The organism is Pseudomonas tremae (assembly GCF_023278125.1).
Taxonomy (GTDB): Bacteria; Pseudomonadota; Gammaproteobacteria; order Pseudomonadales; family Pseudomonadaceae; genus Aquipseudomonas; species Aquipseudomonas tremae.
This window is the reverse complement of the sequence record NZ_CP066272.1, coordinates 1-14,310: the sequence shown is the minus strand read 5'-3', so window position 1 is coordinate 14,310 and position 14,310 is coordinate 1. Positions and strand designations below refer to the sequence as shown.

At 54.0% G+C, this 14,310-nt stretch carries 16 protein-coding genes and 3 pseudogenes; 3 read left to right on the top strand and 16 right to left on the bottom strand.

Going from position 1 to position 14,310, the window contains the following annotated elements; genetic code table 11:
• Positions 1-98: 98 nt before the first annotated feature.
• The 8 genes and pseudogenes from I9H09_RS26550 to I9H09_RS26515 all read right to left on the bottom strand — a co-directional run.
• Positions 99-432 (bottom strand): annotated as a pseudogene (locus I9H09_RS26550) (transposase); the annotation flags it as partial.
• 44 nt (positions 433-476) lie between these two features.
• Positions 477-1,190 carry a YecA/YgfB family protein gene (locus tag I9H09_RS26545; protein ID WP_044311048.1) on the bottom strand — a complete coding sequence of 238 codons (714 nt, stop codon included), beginning with the start codon at positions 1,188-1,190 and terminating at the stop codon, positions 477-479.
• Positions 1,191-1,293: 103 nt separating this feature from the next.
• Positions 1,294-1,566, bottom strand: coding sequence for a type II toxin-antitoxin system RelE/ParE family toxin (locus I9H09_RS26540; protein WP_003348606.1), 273 nt, complete (start codon positions 1,564-1,566; stop codon positions 1,294-1,296).
• Positions 1,556-1,741, bottom strand: a complete 186-nt coding sequence (relB, locus tag I9H09_RS26535) for a type II toxin-antitoxin system RelB family antitoxin (RefSeq protein WP_005730485.1) — start codon at positions 1,739-1,741, stop codon at positions 1,556-1,558. Before relB ends, I9H09_RS26540 begins: the two co-directional genes overlap by 11 nt.
• Before the next feature lie 50 nt (positions 1,742-1,791).
• Positions 1,792-2,070: a hypothetical protein gene (locus I9H09_RS26530; RefSeq protein WP_003320513.1), complete on the bottom strand. Its 279-nt coding sequence runs from the start codon at positions 2,068-2,070 to the stop codon at positions 1,792-1,794.
• Positions 2,071-2,162: 92 nt separating this feature from the next.
• Positions 2,163-2,798, bottom strand: coding sequence for a recombinase family protein (locus I9H09_RS26525; RefSeq protein WP_103724617.1), 636 nt, complete (start codon positions 2,796-2,798; stop codon positions 2,163-2,165).
• Positions 2,799-3,577: 779 nt separating this feature from the next.
• The gene (locus tag I9H09_RS26520) at positions 3,578-3,940 is read right to left on the bottom strand and encodes a hypothetical protein (protein WP_005730278.1); all 363 of its coding nucleotides are present in this window, start codon (positions 3,938-3,940) and stop codon (positions 3,578-3,580) included.
• A complete protein-coding gene (locus I9H09_RS26515) occupies positions 3,931-4,611 on the bottom strand; it encodes a nucleotide-binding protein (RefSeq protein ID WP_005730279.1) in 681 nt (226 codons plus the stop codon). The genes I9H09_RS26520 and I9H09_RS26515 overlap by 10 nt, the downstream gene beginning before the upstream one ends.
• Positions 4,612-4,940: 329 nt before the next feature.
• On the opposite strand from I9H09_RS26515, the gene I9H09_RS26510 reads away from it, so the two are divergent.
• Positions 4,941-5,429 carry a hypothetical protein gene (locus tag I9H09_RS26510; RefSeq protein ID WP_024421281.1) on the top strand — a complete coding sequence of 163 codons (489 nt, stop codon included), beginning with the start codon at positions 4,941-4,943 and terminating at the stop codon, positions 5,427-5,429.
• A 184-nt stretch (positions 5,430-5,613) separates the two neighbouring features.
• Positions 5,614-6,012 (top strand): annotated as a pseudogene (locus I9H09_RS26505) (transposase); the annotation flags it as partial.
• Positions 6,013-6,380: 368 nt separating this feature from the next.
• Here I9H09_RS26505 and I9H09_RS26500 read toward each other — a convergent pair.
• The 3 genes from I9H09_RS26500 to I9H09_RS26490 form a co-directional block, all read right to left on the bottom strand.
• Positions 6,381-6,470: a DUF4113 domain-containing protein gene (locus tag I9H09_RS26500; RefSeq protein ID WP_231994119.1), complete on the bottom strand. Its 90-nt coding sequence runs from the start codon at positions 6,468-6,470 to the stop codon at positions 6,381-6,383.
• 64 nt (positions 6,471-6,534) lie between these two features.
• Entirely contained in the window at positions 6,535-8,151 is a 1,617-nt protein-coding gene (locus I9H09_RS26495) for a glycoside hydrolase family 28 protein (protein WP_236502615.1), read from the bottom strand.
• Between the two features lie 14 nt (positions 8,152-8,165).
• A complete protein-coding gene (locus tag I9H09_RS26490; RefSeq protein ID WP_044311068.1) occupies positions 8,166-8,390 on the bottom strand; it encodes a carbon storage regulator in 225 nt (74 codons plus the stop codon).
• Between the two features lie 835 nt (positions 8,391-9,225).
• On the opposite strand from I9H09_RS26490, the pseudogene I9H09_RS26485 reads away from it, so the two are divergent.
• A pseudogene (locus tag I9H09_RS26485) lies at positions 9,226-9,915 on the top strand (IS91 family transposase); the annotation flags it as partial.
• A gap of 289 nt (positions 9,916-10,204) precedes the next feature.
• Here the strand turns inward: I9H09_RS26485 and I9H09_RS26480 are convergent.
• From I9H09_RS26480 to I9H09_RS26460, 5 genes are all read right to left on the bottom strand, one after another.
• On the bottom strand, positions 10,205-10,360 hold the full coding sequence (locus I9H09_RS26480) for a YegP family protein (RefSeq protein WP_096060180.1): 156 nt from the start codon (positions 10,358-10,360) through the stop codon (positions 10,205-10,207).
• A gap of 258 nt (positions 10,361-10,618) precedes the next feature.
• The gene (locus tag I9H09_RS26475; protein WP_031598957.1) at positions 10,619-11,098 is read right to left on the bottom strand and encodes a DUF4411 family protein; all 480 of its coding nucleotides are present in this window, start codon (positions 11,096-11,098) and stop codon (positions 10,619-10,621) included.
• Entirely contained in the window at positions 11,085-12,233 is a 1,149-nt protein-coding gene (locus I9H09_RS26470; RefSeq protein WP_031598959.1) for an ImmA/IrrE family metallo-endopeptidase, read from the bottom strand. The genes I9H09_RS26475 and I9H09_RS26470 overlap by 14 nt, the downstream gene beginning before the upstream one ends.
• Before the next feature lie 265 nt (positions 12,234-12,498).
• Positions 12,499-12,813: an HU family DNA-binding protein gene (locus I9H09_RS26465; protein ID WP_060412817.1), complete on the bottom strand. Its 315-nt coding sequence runs from the start codon at positions 12,811-12,813 to the stop codon at positions 12,499-12,501.
• Positions 12,814-12,996: 183 nt separating this feature from the next.
• Positions 12,997-14,310, bottom strand: coding sequence for a replication initiation protein (locus tag I9H09_RS26460; RefSeq protein ID WP_060412816.1), 1,314 nt, complete (start codon positions 14,308-14,310; stop codon positions 12,997-12,999).

Sequence of the window (14,310 nt, the reverse complement as noted above, 5' to 3'; positions counted from 1 at the left end):
ACGCTGAGGCGTTACATATGCAGTGAAAATCCCTATCAGTCCGCATTAACGCAGGTTATTTTACCGCTGAGCCTAGGTGTGGACGCACCTTCCCCCTGTCAGGGCTTCACGTACCTCATCTGCGCGATCGCCTGAGCGTTGAGGATCAGTCCCTGCACCGTCAGCCCGCTGATCGCCGCCGTGTATACCATCCGCGCGCCACACAGCACGCAGCGGAACGGATCGACGTTTAGAAAGGCTTTGGCCATCTGCGCAAAATACAGATTCGGTGTCGGTCCTGGCGTCGCCATCTTCAGTGCTTCATACACCTTCGGCAGGTATTTCCCACACACCCGATTGGCCAGAAAACCAAAATACCGGATCATCCCGGAAATGCTTTTCCGGGATGTGCTGCACCACCCGGCGCAGCATGTCGGTCTGGCTCAGTGTTTCGGGGTCTGGGGAGCAATGGAACAAGGAAGTCAATTTCCTGATGGTCAGTGCATCGTTGGGGAGTTGGATCCGCAGCAATTTTTGAATTTGCGTCCACTGCTGCACGGACAGGGGGCGTTGCGTCCAATTTTCGGTCCTTCTCTGCGTAGTGGTACATCGGGTGGTGTCAGTGCCAGCGACCATCGATGAGGCTCGAAGAAGCGATAGATTATCGTCAAACTGGCGATCATCATCTCAATCACTTCTTCACGCTTTTCGTTAGTAACCGACGGTGGTCGCAGCGCTGGATCGGGGTCATTCTCATAGGCCAAGAGCATGATGGGGAGCATCGGCCCGCTATGTTCGTCGCTGTCGATCAGGTCACGCCAACTTCCAGGTCGGGCCTGAACTCCGCGCATAAAGCCCAGAGCCCAATCGTTGCCGTAAGTAATGCCATCGTCATCCTCCAACAGCACTGGCAAATACACGTCAGGCTCCTCCAGCGTGTTAAGCAATACCGATGCAATCGTATTCCAGTGGCGCATGATGAGCCCCATCATGTCGGTAGCCTGAGCGTTGCTTTCAAAACTGAAATTCTCGCCCAAGATTTGTGGCAGGTACTCGCTGGGAGGCACCATCTCCGGACCACAGATCAGTGCCGCAAAATAGCCGTCAAGCATTTCAATGTTCATGGCCGGTGAGCCAATGGCATCAAGAAAACCAGTCAGCCTATCGAGTTCGGCCTCGGTCAGTGCTTGTTGGAAAGGTGGATGGCTCATGGGTGTTTGTTCCAATAGGGGCCGCCTCAGAAAAAGGATTTTAAAGTACGTTAAGCTGAACTGATTTCAGTCGTTGTAGTGGCCGGAATCTTGGCGACGGCAGCTAGGGGTACTCTTGGCGGGCGTGCAGGACGTCCAAGATGCTGATGCGCTCTGTACCGACGCGGTAGACAACCAGGTAGTTGGGATGCACAACCGCTTCGCGCGTTCCTGGAACACGGCCGGGACGGTGGATGTAAGGGTGCAGGGGGAGAGCCTCGACCGTGGCCTCAAGGGTGGCCTGCATCTGCTCGGCAGCATAAGGGTTGCGCTCGGCTAGGTAGCCGGCGATTTCCTCCAGTGCCTCCAAAGCTTGTGGAAGCCACTCAACTAGCACGGCGGCGCTTTGCTTCGATCATGGCTCTGACGCGAGCCATTGCTTCATCGTGCGGCACGGGTGGACGCGGATCGGCCAAACTGTGCTCGATACGCTGGCGAAACCAACGGTCGTAATTGTCGGCCTGTTCCTGGGTCTCGAACTCCGAGACGCGAGGGTCAAGTTGAATGCTCATAATGCCTCCTGATAAAATTGTACGCCCAAACCGTCGAAATGACCGTCCTGTCATGTTGAGTGTTCTTTCGGCACCTGAATGACGCCATCAGCAATACCTTGGGCCAGCAGCTCCATCATTTTCGCGAAACGAAAAAATCCTGGATATTGCAGGCAGATGTAGTCCATTTGGATTTTTGATGAGCTGTCGAACACCTGTTTGAAAGCCAGCATATAGTCATAGCAGCCCTGAAGTAGCTGGCTATCGCCACTTTCTGTAGCTGGAAATCGACTGGCATAATCATGGACTATCTTCGCCAGCTGGTGTTGCTCTGCGGATAAATCGAGCATTTTTTTGCCTGATGAAAGGGTTCGATACTGTTGACCAAGAGGCTGGAAATAATTCAGCAAGGTCACAGACGGTTACTGAACCAAGCAGCACCTCAGACATCTGCCTTAGCCGCCAGGTACTGCGTCCAAACGCGTTTTACCTGGCTGACGCTGACCCCCGCCAGCCGAGCAGTCTCTGCAATGCTACACCCGCCGCTTTTAAAGGCAATGATCTGTTCATGCACTTTAGCATTCGGCTTGCGTCCTCTATATAGACCAGCGCTCTTGGCCAAGTCGATGCCTTGCCGCTGTCGCTCTCGACGGTCTTCGAAGTCGTCACGAGCTATTTGCAGTGCCACACGCAACAGCATGTCTTGTACGCCTTGCAACACCACCTTGGCGACGCCACTGGATGCCTCGGCCAATTCCGATAAATCGACGATGCCGGGCACCGCCAAGCGTGCGCCCTTAGCCTTGATCGCGTCCACAAGCCTTTCTGCTTCGACCAAGGGAAGACGGCTGATTCGGTCGATCTTCTCAGCGATGACGACTTCACCTGGTTGCAGGTCCTCGATCATGCGCAACAGCTCGGGACGGTCGGATCGAGCGCCCGATGCTTTTTCGCGATAGACCGCAGCCACGTAGTAGCCCGATGCTCGCGCATTGCCAATGATCGCTTCTTGGCGCTGCAAGTCTTGGTCTTCGGTACTGACACGCAGGTACACACGCGCAACATTGAGAGTCGTCATCATATGGCCCATTTTGGTATACCCAGATAGGCCATGGCTTATCAGCTATGGCTCTATGGGTATAACAGCAAGCCTATAGAGCCATCTTGGAAAGAACCACCCTTTTGAACCATACCGAGCGCCAGTGGCGGGGTTTAGGTTGTTTTTCTGTTCCGTTACTCCTCAAACCCCGTGGTGGAAGATTCCGGCCATTACGACGACTGAAATCAGCTTAACGTACTGTAAAATCCGTTTTCTGAGGAGACCCCTAAAGGGACAGTTTTTTATAACCATCGTATTCTGTGGTTTAAGCGGGGTGGGGGTCTAGCGTCGGTTGGGTTCGGCAAATACCAGAGATAGATGATCGATACTTAATAGCTCAGCTCGGTATACCTCAAATTGGCTGCCGTCTCTATTCTCCACGGTGCTTCTGAGCGGGTAATGGAGCCTATTTACGAGAATTAGCGATTAACTACTCAGCGTCCGTTGAATGATCCTCTTTCGGACAGACGCTTAGGTTCGGCTCATCGAGAAAGAAGGCCACTAGCCGCTATCCTTAAGTCGGTTCGCTGTTCCATTGCTCCCCGGACCCCGATTCCGGCTTACAACCCCTTTAAGTGCACTTTCTGTTCTGTTGCTCCCCAAACCCCAGCAATAGCGAACACTGATGGCAGCCACCGTGAGCCTATGCATAGGCAGCGATATACTGTGTGTAAAGCAAATATACTGTATGCATCATATGCACATGCAATACTGTATGCATCATATATACATAGCATACCTTAATAGGTAGGTGTGAGCTATCCGTCTTTATTGGTATTACCTGTTCCGGTTACCTGAGCCAGTAGCGCAATGACCTCATCGTCAGGCATTGATAGCAACGCGAGAAGACCTGCCTTCACTACGTCTGAGCGACTGGCTTTGAAGGTGCGTGGGTACAGTGCAACAGAATCAATTTGCTGACTTGTATCCTCGTTGAGAGAGAAGATGAAGCGCTTGGCTGTAGGTTTGCGTGCGCTTAACTTTCCGGATTTTTGCGGCCCCGCATCGGCCCCTGATTGGGTGGTTACCGGCGAACTTCTTATGAATTCGCGTGCACGCCTGTCTAGCTCCTCCTGGGAAGGCTGTTCATTGTCAGGGCGCTTCATCGACTTCAGGCCCATTTGTGTTCACCAAATAGCTCGTCTGCGATTTTCTCGATTTCTTCTTTGGCCTTAAGATCAGTATTGCTTTCGATCACGGAAGATCCATCTTCCTCGGCGTCGTCGTAAGCATTTCGAGACATTGTGATTGCGTTTAACGGCTCGATGCCAAACGACATACATGCATCCTTTGCATCAAGTATCCGAATAGCTTGGCTAGGCAGCGATGGGCATTGTGTTATCACAGCTTTGATCTTGATCTTGGGATTGGACGATTTCGCAAGACGGGTCAGTATTTCCAGCTTTTCAAGCGTGGCCAGATCACGCCGCTTAGGTCGGAGCGGGATAAGCAGGTGAGATGCTACAGTCATGGCGGAGCGTAATGCCTCAGAGTCCGCACCGCCGCAATCTACGATAATGTGCGAATAGCGCTTGGCCCGATCCTTAAGCGTAGTGCTGATGTCTCCGTGGGCTTTCTCATGGGGAATAGAAACCAAAGCGCCATTTCGATCACGGATGTTTGCCCATTCATAGGAAGTCGCTTGGGGGTCTGCATCCACCAGAAGCACGTCTCCCCCCAGTAGCTTTATGGCTACAGAAAGATTTTGGGCTAGGCAGCTTTTCCCTGGTCCGCCCTTCTCGCCACCTAATACCAAGATCCATTGTTCATCAAGCGTCTGCGCTTCAACCATTTTTGCACCTCACAATACAAGGCGATATGCAGAGTGCATATCGTATATACATATTTTTAGAATATACCACGCATACCGCATATACAATATATTTCGTATGAACAATATGCACGGTATGTACGGTATGTACGGTATGTACGGTATGCATGGTATTTTTAGCGATGAACAGGGTGACTTGTCGCGCTGGACGGCAGCAGCCACCAAGCCGCAGGCGCGGTAGCATTTTCCATGAAGGGGAGCACGCAGAATTCGAAAAAAATCGTACGCTTAGCCGGGCCACGCTTAATTTGGCCTAAACTGACGGCTTCACGATAAGCAAGGAGCTATAGATGCTACGTAAACGATCGATTCAACTGTGTGGGGAATTTAGTCTCGACTCCACAGAGGCAAAGTGGGTTCACACCATGAGAGATTCTGGAAGCAGCAGGGATGAAATGGTCGCTGCTTGGCAGAATCATATGAAGTCGAGTCCAGAGTCCGCTACCCTCAGGGTTGACTACTATCTGGGAAATGTTGACGGCGCGGAAATTTTAAAACACCTTTCTCCGAAGGAACCTACGTCTATTCAGTTCCAGGAAAAGGTTACTGACGGCTACTGGCTTAAAGCTCACGGTGTGGACGCGGAATTCGACATTCTTCTCAAAACCCCCCACCTGTCCGAGACGGAGGTTCACACCCTGCTTGCCAATCACCAAGAAAACCTGTGCTGGCTTGCTTATAAGAATTCCCACGAGAACCCCTATTACCCGCATCAGCTAGAGTCTGGCGTGATTGCCACGCCCATCTTGCTGGATGATATCAACCCCCTACTCACTTAGGCGGTGGCTCGCCGTAAACGACTAGTTGAAGTACACCTTAACCTGCCGTCAGGCCGCTCATGGGCACCCCGTCAGACTAGGGCTGGTTTCTGTATTTCCTGACGGATCGCCGTCAACTTCTAGGACCTCAATCTGACAGGAATCACGCTAGCGTACGATTTTTTCCGTTTTCTCTATTTGCCCCCATTACACCTCCGGAGCCACGTTGAGCTTTACCTACCTGGATCACCGCACACAGACCTATCAGCAGGAAACGCTGAGCCAGGCCGACATGCTGCGCCGGGTGGTGCAGCACATCCCGGAAAAGCATTTCCGGATGATCCGGTATTTTGGTTTTCTGGCCAATCGGGTCTGCGGGCAGTACCTGCCAAAGGTCTATGAAGCACTGAAGATGGCGACGCCAGGACCGGTACCAAAGCTGTATTTTGTGCAGATGGCCAAAGCCTTTCTAAACGTCGATCCGTTCCGTTGCGTGCTGTGTGGCGCGCGGATGGTATGCACGGCGGCAATCAGCGGGCTGACGGTGCAGGGACTGGTCCTCAACGCTCAGGCGATCGCGCAGATGAGGTACGTGAAGCCCTGAGAGGAGGAAGGTGCGTCCGCACCTAGGCTTCGAGGTGAAATAACCTGCATTAACGCTTGCTGATAGGGATTTTCACTGCATAAGTAACGCATCAGCGTCTTCCTACGCATCGCTATGAAGGCATGACGCCTCCGTCATAGCGTCAACTTGATGCATAGGCATTTTGAAATTCCTATGCATTAAAACGAAAAAACCGGCTATGGGCCGGTTTTTTCACCCCAACGGCCAGCGAACTTAATCGCTGCGTACGAGGCTGAGTAGTGGGTCAATAATCTCATAAATAACAATTATGTCAACCCGGCGCTTTAACGAACGCCTAAACGGGAACAACCGAGAAAACAGAAGCGGTCCCATGCTGGTGCGCTTGATTATTTGGCTTTTACAACCCATAGCTGATCGAGCCGTGTCGTGTAGCTCTGGCTCATCAGCTCACGCCGCATGCCCCAGTCCGGCGTCATTGGCACAGAACCAGTGCGCAAAGTCCCCCGTCCCCACTTGCTGCGGTCAGTATCAGACGGCGCCCTAGAACGGAGCCTCAGGCACCACGGATTTCATCGGTACGAACGCTGCCGTGCAATCGACCGGTGTTCCGTTACCAGGACTTCCGGACACCGTGACGTCATCCTTTATCGAAGGCACCAGTTTGTTGGCAAAACTGACCGGCCCTGGCCCCAATATGAAGTGGGTCGAGGTGAGTCCGGTGAAGCTGGGTTGGGTTCCGTCAAAGACAACGTTATCCAGCGTGATGGAAATCGGTCGTTTTTGGCCGTTGTCATTGTATCCGACAAAAGTCGTCTTACCGCCACCGAAGCGTTGGCTGCCCAGGTAGTGGAAGCCTTTCACGGTGATACCACTGAAATCAGGGTACGAGGTTCCGCCGACGCTGCCGTAGTTAGTGTCGAACACTAGCGGGAATTTGACGTTGCGCATGCATATGTTCGCGTAGCTGACGCTGTCGACGGTTCCTCCGCTCTTGGCTCCTGACTTTATTCTCAGTCCAATGCCGTCCTGGCTGTCTGCGCCATCTGCTGCCAAATCCACAACGCTGACATTGTGTACGCCGCCGTTGGTTTCACTGCCGATGGACAAGCCGTGCCCATAGTAGAAGTGATTGTGCGCGAACATCAGGTCCCGGCTGCCGGAGGTGCGGCTGGACTTTATCGCTACGTTGTCATCACCCGTACTGATATAGGAGTAGACCAGCAGCACCTTGTTTGATTGGCCGGGGTCGAAGCCATCGGTGTTCTTCACGGTTTCCGGGGTAAAGCAGGTGCCCGGGGTCTTCTGGTCAGGCGTCGAGCCGATCGGGCAGCGGTAGCCCTCAACCGTGTAGACCCGGCTGGGAGTCAAAATCTTGATCCCCCAGACAGTCACTCCTGTCACACCGTCAGTGACAATGTTGAAGTCCGGCGCGTTTTGCAGCGTTAGCCCGTGGATGACGAAGTCTGTCCCCCCACTGACCTGAATAAGGCGCGGTTTTTGCTGGTAAGCATTAGACAAGGTCTTCTGGTAAACAAGGTCCCACCAGCTACGCAGATTGGCGTTTGCACCGGAGGTGAGTAGACTGCCGCCGCGACCGTCGATCACGCCTTTTCCGATCACGCCGCTGGCGCGCGTGTTTTTTGCAGAAATCAGTGCGCTGCAGGCGTCCTGATTGGCGACCGTGGTCACTCCGCAGATGCCCTTGCCGTTGTCGTAGTCTCTGGGGTTGCGTGACGCGAAAAGCGTAACGCCCTCGTCGACCCACAGCGTAACGCCGGACTTCAGTTGCAGAGGACCGCTGAGGAACGCTGAGTTGTCACCTGTGCCTTTGACAAGCTGGACGGCCTGTCCGGCGGCACAACCGTCGATTGCACTCTGGATTCTGTCCTGGTCAGGTCGGGAGTCGAGCGCCGCACTGTCGACACTGTCCAGTGAGCCATTCCTGGGTGTTAGCGTGGCCTGGATCTGCTTGCAAACTGGCGGACTGGATGGCTCGCTTACCTTGCCCCAGGAAGTGACTACTGCAGCGTCGCTGGCCGCCCGCGTGGGTAAAGTGACAGTAAGCGAAATACCCACGGAAGTGGCTATCCAGATTAAGTGCCGAAACGTGCAGGCACCGTATTTTTGCCCCGCCGCGATGAAAGATTGCATGCTCATGAAAGCTTTTCTACCTATTTTTTGACCAATGAGCGCCACCGACACTTATGAATGATGGCAGGCTTGGGATTGTGTTCAGTTACCTTTCTGTCAATGTCTCTGCATTGAACGATGGCGACGTTCGGTGCTTCAATCCCGATACGCACAATCTGATCGAACTCTGAAATAGCGAGGACTTGGATCTGAATCCCATCCTCAATCAGAATATTTTCACCTTCACGGCGAGTCAGAACAAGCATAGTGCTTTCCTTTCTTATTGATTGCCTGGAGGCGGACATGGACGAGCCCATACTGATTAGGCCCAGCGGTGTAGCGGCTGGACATGCTTGGTCACGAAGAACCTTCATGGCCGCCAAGCCCAATTCCGCCAGGAAGAGTGCAATTGACGCGCTAAGCGCCAAAAGCCCCGCTTTAACAAGCACATGGTCAGTAGTGGAAAGGCCAATTTCAAGCAGAAACTCTCCAAAAATAAGCGCTCCAATGCATGCAATTGAAAGCTTCATAAGACATTCCGTGCCTTTTGCGGGGAGAAAGTTAAGCTCTGCTAATTTTGAATTGTCTTTTCTCGAGAGTTAGGTAACGCAGCCTTTGGTTGGCGTTCATAGCCATTAGGTTCCACAAGCACAAAACCAAGAGCCCCTGTCATTGACTTGCATCAAAAAAAGCATCAAATAGGGGGGTGTACGCCGGAACCCCCGAAAATTCCGTCGGAAAACATCATGAGAGTGGTTCCCGGCTGCTTTTGCTATCCGATACGGTTTTTCGTACATATTTGGCCGCTCAATCAAGCCGTTTTCGGCTTGGTGTTGCCGCTGATGCAGAATTGACCCAGCTGCCGAAATTTCGCTGACCCAAGCTTCTACTCCGTAAAGCGTTAGCAGGTCTGACTTTGGGCTGAATACTTATGGGGCGACGCCAAGTCGGCACATGGGTCAATTCTGCATCAGCGGTAACACGCAGAGCTTTCACTGATGTGGGAATCCAGCTTTAGCGGCAACAGCGCGGGGAAATTCTGACCATTACGACGAGTGAAATCGCTTAGCGTACTTTAAAATCCGTTTTCTGAGGCGACCCCTGGATGAGCAGGGCGTCTGGAAAAATCTGTCGTTCCACAAAGAGGCCCTGCGGCGGCGCTGGATGTGGCTGGTGCGCGATTACCTGCTGGGACAGCGGCTTGCGCAACTGACGATGCCGCCGCAGCTAGCCCACATCCACGGTGAAAGCGACTGGCGCCGTCTGATACTGACCGCTGGCGGCCAGCACTGGCACATCCACTTGTCGAAGAAGACGGAAAACGGGCGAAAGACCGTCAATTACCTGGGCCGCTACCTGAAAAAACCGCCGATCTCGGGCAGTCGTCTGACGCATTACACCTCCGGAGCCACGTTGAGCTTTACCTACCTGGATCACCGCACGCAGACCTATCAGCAGGAAACGCTGAGCCAGGCCGACATGCTGCGCCGGGTGGTGCAGCACATCCCGGAAAAGCATTTCCGGATGATCCGGTATTTTGGTTTTCTGGCCAATCGGGTGTGTGGAAAATACCTGCCGAAGGTGTATGAAGCATTGAAGATGGCGACGCCAGGACCGACACCGAAGCTGTATTTTGTGCAGATGGCCAAAGCCTTTCTAAACGTCGATCCGTTCCGCTGCGTGCTGTGTGGCGCGCGGATGGTATACACGGCGGCAATCAGCGGGCTGACGGTGCAGGGACTGGTCCTCAACGCTCAGGCGATCGCGCAGATGAGGTGCGTCCGCACCTAGGCTTCGCGGTGAAATAACCTGCATTAATGCTTGTTGATAGGGATTTTCACTGCATAAGTAACGCATCAGTGTCTTACTACGCATCGCTATGAAGGCATGACGCCTCCTTCATAGCGTCGGCCTGATGCATAGGCATTTTGAAATTCCTATGCATGAACACTAAAAGTGACAGACGGGGTCCGGAGAGCAATTAAACAGAAAATGCACTGTAAGCCCAGTGATTCAAATTTATCGTAGGAGCGAGATGCAGGGTCCTCAGCATCATCCGTGATGCCTAGGAATATTGTGTCTAAGCGCCGGTGTAGCCATTGCGACGAGCATTTGCAACGCAGTCTGCTCGATTCGAATAGCCCTGTGTAGACGCACCAACGATACGTCCGTTGGATGCTGTTCTACGCCAGCGGTGCTCACCACGAGGGTCTGTGTAAAAGTCCCACTTGTCCATATTCACTACCTTATGTGTAAACGAAGCGCCAGACTTTCCCGTATAGGAAGAGTGATAGCGACATATGAAGGTTCATAATGCCACCATAAGATGGATCCAATAGTGGCAATTTAAAATCTCATTGACATTATCTTACGTAACAATTTGTGTCTTGATGGGGTCGGTTCCGGCTTAGGGCGTCATTTCACCCCCAGCCGGAACCGACCCCTTGCTGCCGGAAAACAACTGTTTGGCGTCAATCCGCACCAGTTGACGTCATCAGCCGAAAACCGCTTGCGAACGCTTTATGTAGTCGAGGTAGTCGATCCAGGGTGTTTGCACGCTTGCCATATTGCAAACAACAGGAATCTTCCAGTTGCGTTTTTGCTTGTTCGCAGAAGGTTGAAACGCCTCATCCGTGACCAACTCACAGGCATGCAGCTTTGCGGTGGCGATGATGTACAGATCGTTTTCATCAACTCCGGCACCGTACTTGTCCTCTTCGATCTCAAGCAGGCCCTTTATGCGTAAGGCCTCCAGCAGAATCGCCTCGGTCACGGGCATCTTTTGCAGACCAGCATCCTTCAGCCAAGTCACGCACTCCGGTGCCTTATGTCCAACTTCCTCGACGGCAACCTCGGACATCCGTATCACCCCTTGCGCTACTCGATCTGACATCCACTTCCAGAGCCCTGGAAACTGCGCGACGGGGTAGTTATCCCATGCGTAGAGCATGGAGGACGCATCAAACACCTGCATAGAAGCGCTCCAGCTTATGCAGGTCTGAGATCTTTAGGTTATCAAGATAACTGCTGGCTTTGGCGAGCGTGATACGACGAGCATTCATAGCTTCGAGCACCGTGCGCACGTAACCATCACCAAAAATGTGCCGAGGTTCGCGGTTGCGGTGCTCGCGGCTGCCGCCCTCTTTTTCAGGTATAACCCGTTGCTGACTCCACTGCCGATAGGCGGCATAGGCTGCATTTGGCAAGCGGCCGGCATCCATCAGACGCCGCAGAATCATCTCACCACTCACACCCCAAGTCCTGCGTTGCGGCTGAAGCCAGTCATCAAATTCAGCTACATCAGCGGGGCGTTCATTGTCGCGAATGCTCAACAGAAAGCGGTCGGGGACTAACAAATGTCCGGCAAAGGCATTCGCCTCCCGCTCTTCACCGTCCGCCGAATACAGATCCCCCTCATCGTCAATTGAACTCGCACGATGAAGGAGTATGTGCCCCAGCTCATGCATCAGAGTGAAGCACTGGCGCGTATCTACATCCTGTTTCTTAACCACAATTACGGGGCACTCAGGCTCATAGAGCGAAAAGCCCAAGATCGGGTTTTCCTTCGCAATCTGCCATTGGCCGTTGTAACCATTGCTGCGGAAAACGAGAAGGCCGCGAGCTTCGATGGCCTGCCTGTAACTGTCGAAATAGTTGCGATCCGACAATCCCAGCCATTCCCGCACACAGCTGGCCGCAGCGGGGATAGTCAGGCCCGCCAGATCGGGCGGCGAGAATCGCACGACCTCTGCCGGGTCAAGTTCCTCGCGCAGTGCGAGGAACACTGCGCGCTGACGTTCTACTCGCTCGATCAGCAGCTTCAAGCGGTGCGAAAGCTCTGGCTTCTGATTGCTCAAGGTGCGGAACTGCGGCGAGTGCACCTTTGCCTCGTTGACCGGCCCTGGATCCATGAAAAACAGAGTGCCACGCCCCAAAAAGGCCGCCAGCTTGCGCAACTGATTGAAGGTCAGCCCTGCCTCTCCGGCCATCACCTTGGCAAAGCTGGCAGGCGCTATATCGATCTCACGGGCGAGTTCATCCCGCGTCATACCGTGATCGGCACAACACCAGTCAATTCGCGCGAGATTGATCGATTGGATACGTTCCATGATTTGAGTATATAGGCAGCGCCTACCTGTGAACATGAGCCATCAAAGCTGGCCGCTGAAAGCCTGATGCAGCAGGGATTGCTTTAGCTGGTCGCTTTCCGGCTGGTTCGTCTACCCGACATGGTTTTACGTACACGTTTTACCCATGGAAAGGTGCCATCTTCGCGCTTGGCGCGGCAGCATCGGAAATCAAAGGTTTGGCGTCAACCCGCACCAGTACTGGTTTCCCAAACGTGACGGAAATTTCGGCGTACGTAACCCCCACTTAACGTGTTTTATTTTCCGTTTTCTGAGACGCACCGTGGTTGATCGCGTCGTTCAGCACCTTGGCAGGGACGAACTTGATAGCTTTCTTGGCAGCAATTTCGATAGCGGCACCAGTCGAAGGGTTGCGGCCAGTACGTGCTGGACGCTCTGCAACTTTCAGTTTGCCGATGCCCGGTAGAGTGATTTCTGCACCGCTTTCCAGTTGTTCGGCAACGATCTGTCCCAATTGCTCAAGAGTCTTGCGCGCGGTGGTTTTTGGCGCATCGATAGCTTCTGCAATACCGGCAACCAATTGGTCTTTCGTCAGAGCCATGGTGGTGTTCCTTCCCTATCAAATTCATTTGGATTGCAGAGTAAGGGGTCAGCTTGGGGCAGGCAAGAGTCCCGCTCTCCAATAGCAGCCCCCATATACCACGAAATGTAGAGACACGAACCAGGCTTGAGTTAAGTCCGAATACTCACTGACGTAGTACTGAATTCATACGCGCACTCCCCATCATGAACCATCCTCATGTTCTGTTTTTAAGGGCTCTCCGGCTTGCGGCCCCTGCGGGACCGCAGATATCTGATGTACACCATATTGCACACTCGAGGCGCGGCCATCAGCAGGCTGACCAACGGGGGCCTGAACGGGTGGGGTAGTGGGTGAACGATCTTGCCGAGGTGGTACGGACACAGCCTTACGGCTGGCCCTGAGAACGCTCACAGTGGCCGGTTGAGAGACTTCAGTGAGGATGTGCGTGTAGCTGGCCACCGTTCTCACCGAAACGCCGGCGAGTGTTGCAATGGCAGAACGTACCAGCGCCTTGCCCTGGTCCTGAAGCTGACGGCACGCGGCGCGTATCTTCGATTCTGTGGCTTTGTGCCGCAGTTCATGGGTGCGCTTGGCAGCCAGGCTTTGCCGCTCGGTAAGCGACAAGCTGCTATCGAGCTGCATTGCGCCTCGGTGGCAACGACGATCACCGGTGTAGCGATCCCACGTCCAGCGACCTACGGATTTGACCGTGGCACGTATCGACGACAGGGGCAGGTTTTCCGAGAACCCCTGCTTCAGAAAGCTGTTGTGGTTGTAGGCATACGCATCGAGCGAGCGCATGAATGACTCGAACGAACCCAGCTCGCGCTCGCGATTGACGATGCTGTACGCAAAATAGCGCAGCTGCTCGAACAGGATGCAGTGGCGCGAATGGCTGACCTGGTCCAGCTTGGGCCCTGTGGCCCACGGCTTGACGGTCAACTCCACAGCGCTCGCCAGTTCGCCCAGTTCGTACACGTGGCTGTGAAATTCGGTCGTCTCCCACCAGGGGTGGCCGGGTGTTTTGGCCACGGGGCCACCGTGGTAGTCCACGTCCGCATCGAGGCGAGCGGCAAACGCGGCATAGATCGCTTTCATGTACTGAATCGGCTTGGCCCGTGCGTTCTCGGTGGTGCACACGGACGGCACGGCATAGAACAGCTGGGAATGGCCGCTCTTGCGGTTGCGCACCATCAGGTTCGGCGCGGGCAACCCTGCATCGTCCCAGGCCAAGGCGTTGGCATGGTCCAGGTCGAACACCAGCCAGGACACCATGCCGGGGCGATTGACCTGCATATAAGGGTAACGCAGCGCGTATTCACGAGGGCGAACGCGGGTGGCGGTTTTGTCGTCACTGCACCGCGCCATGTACGGCGCTTCCAGCAATAAACGGTTGAGCGCAGTGCCGTCTTCAAAGAAGCGGGCAGGCGGCATGTGGGTGCTGCTGGCTAGCGGATCGGCGTTGGCCGTGGATGAGGCCGCGAGGGCAAGACTGATCGCGTTGTCGTGGCTCAT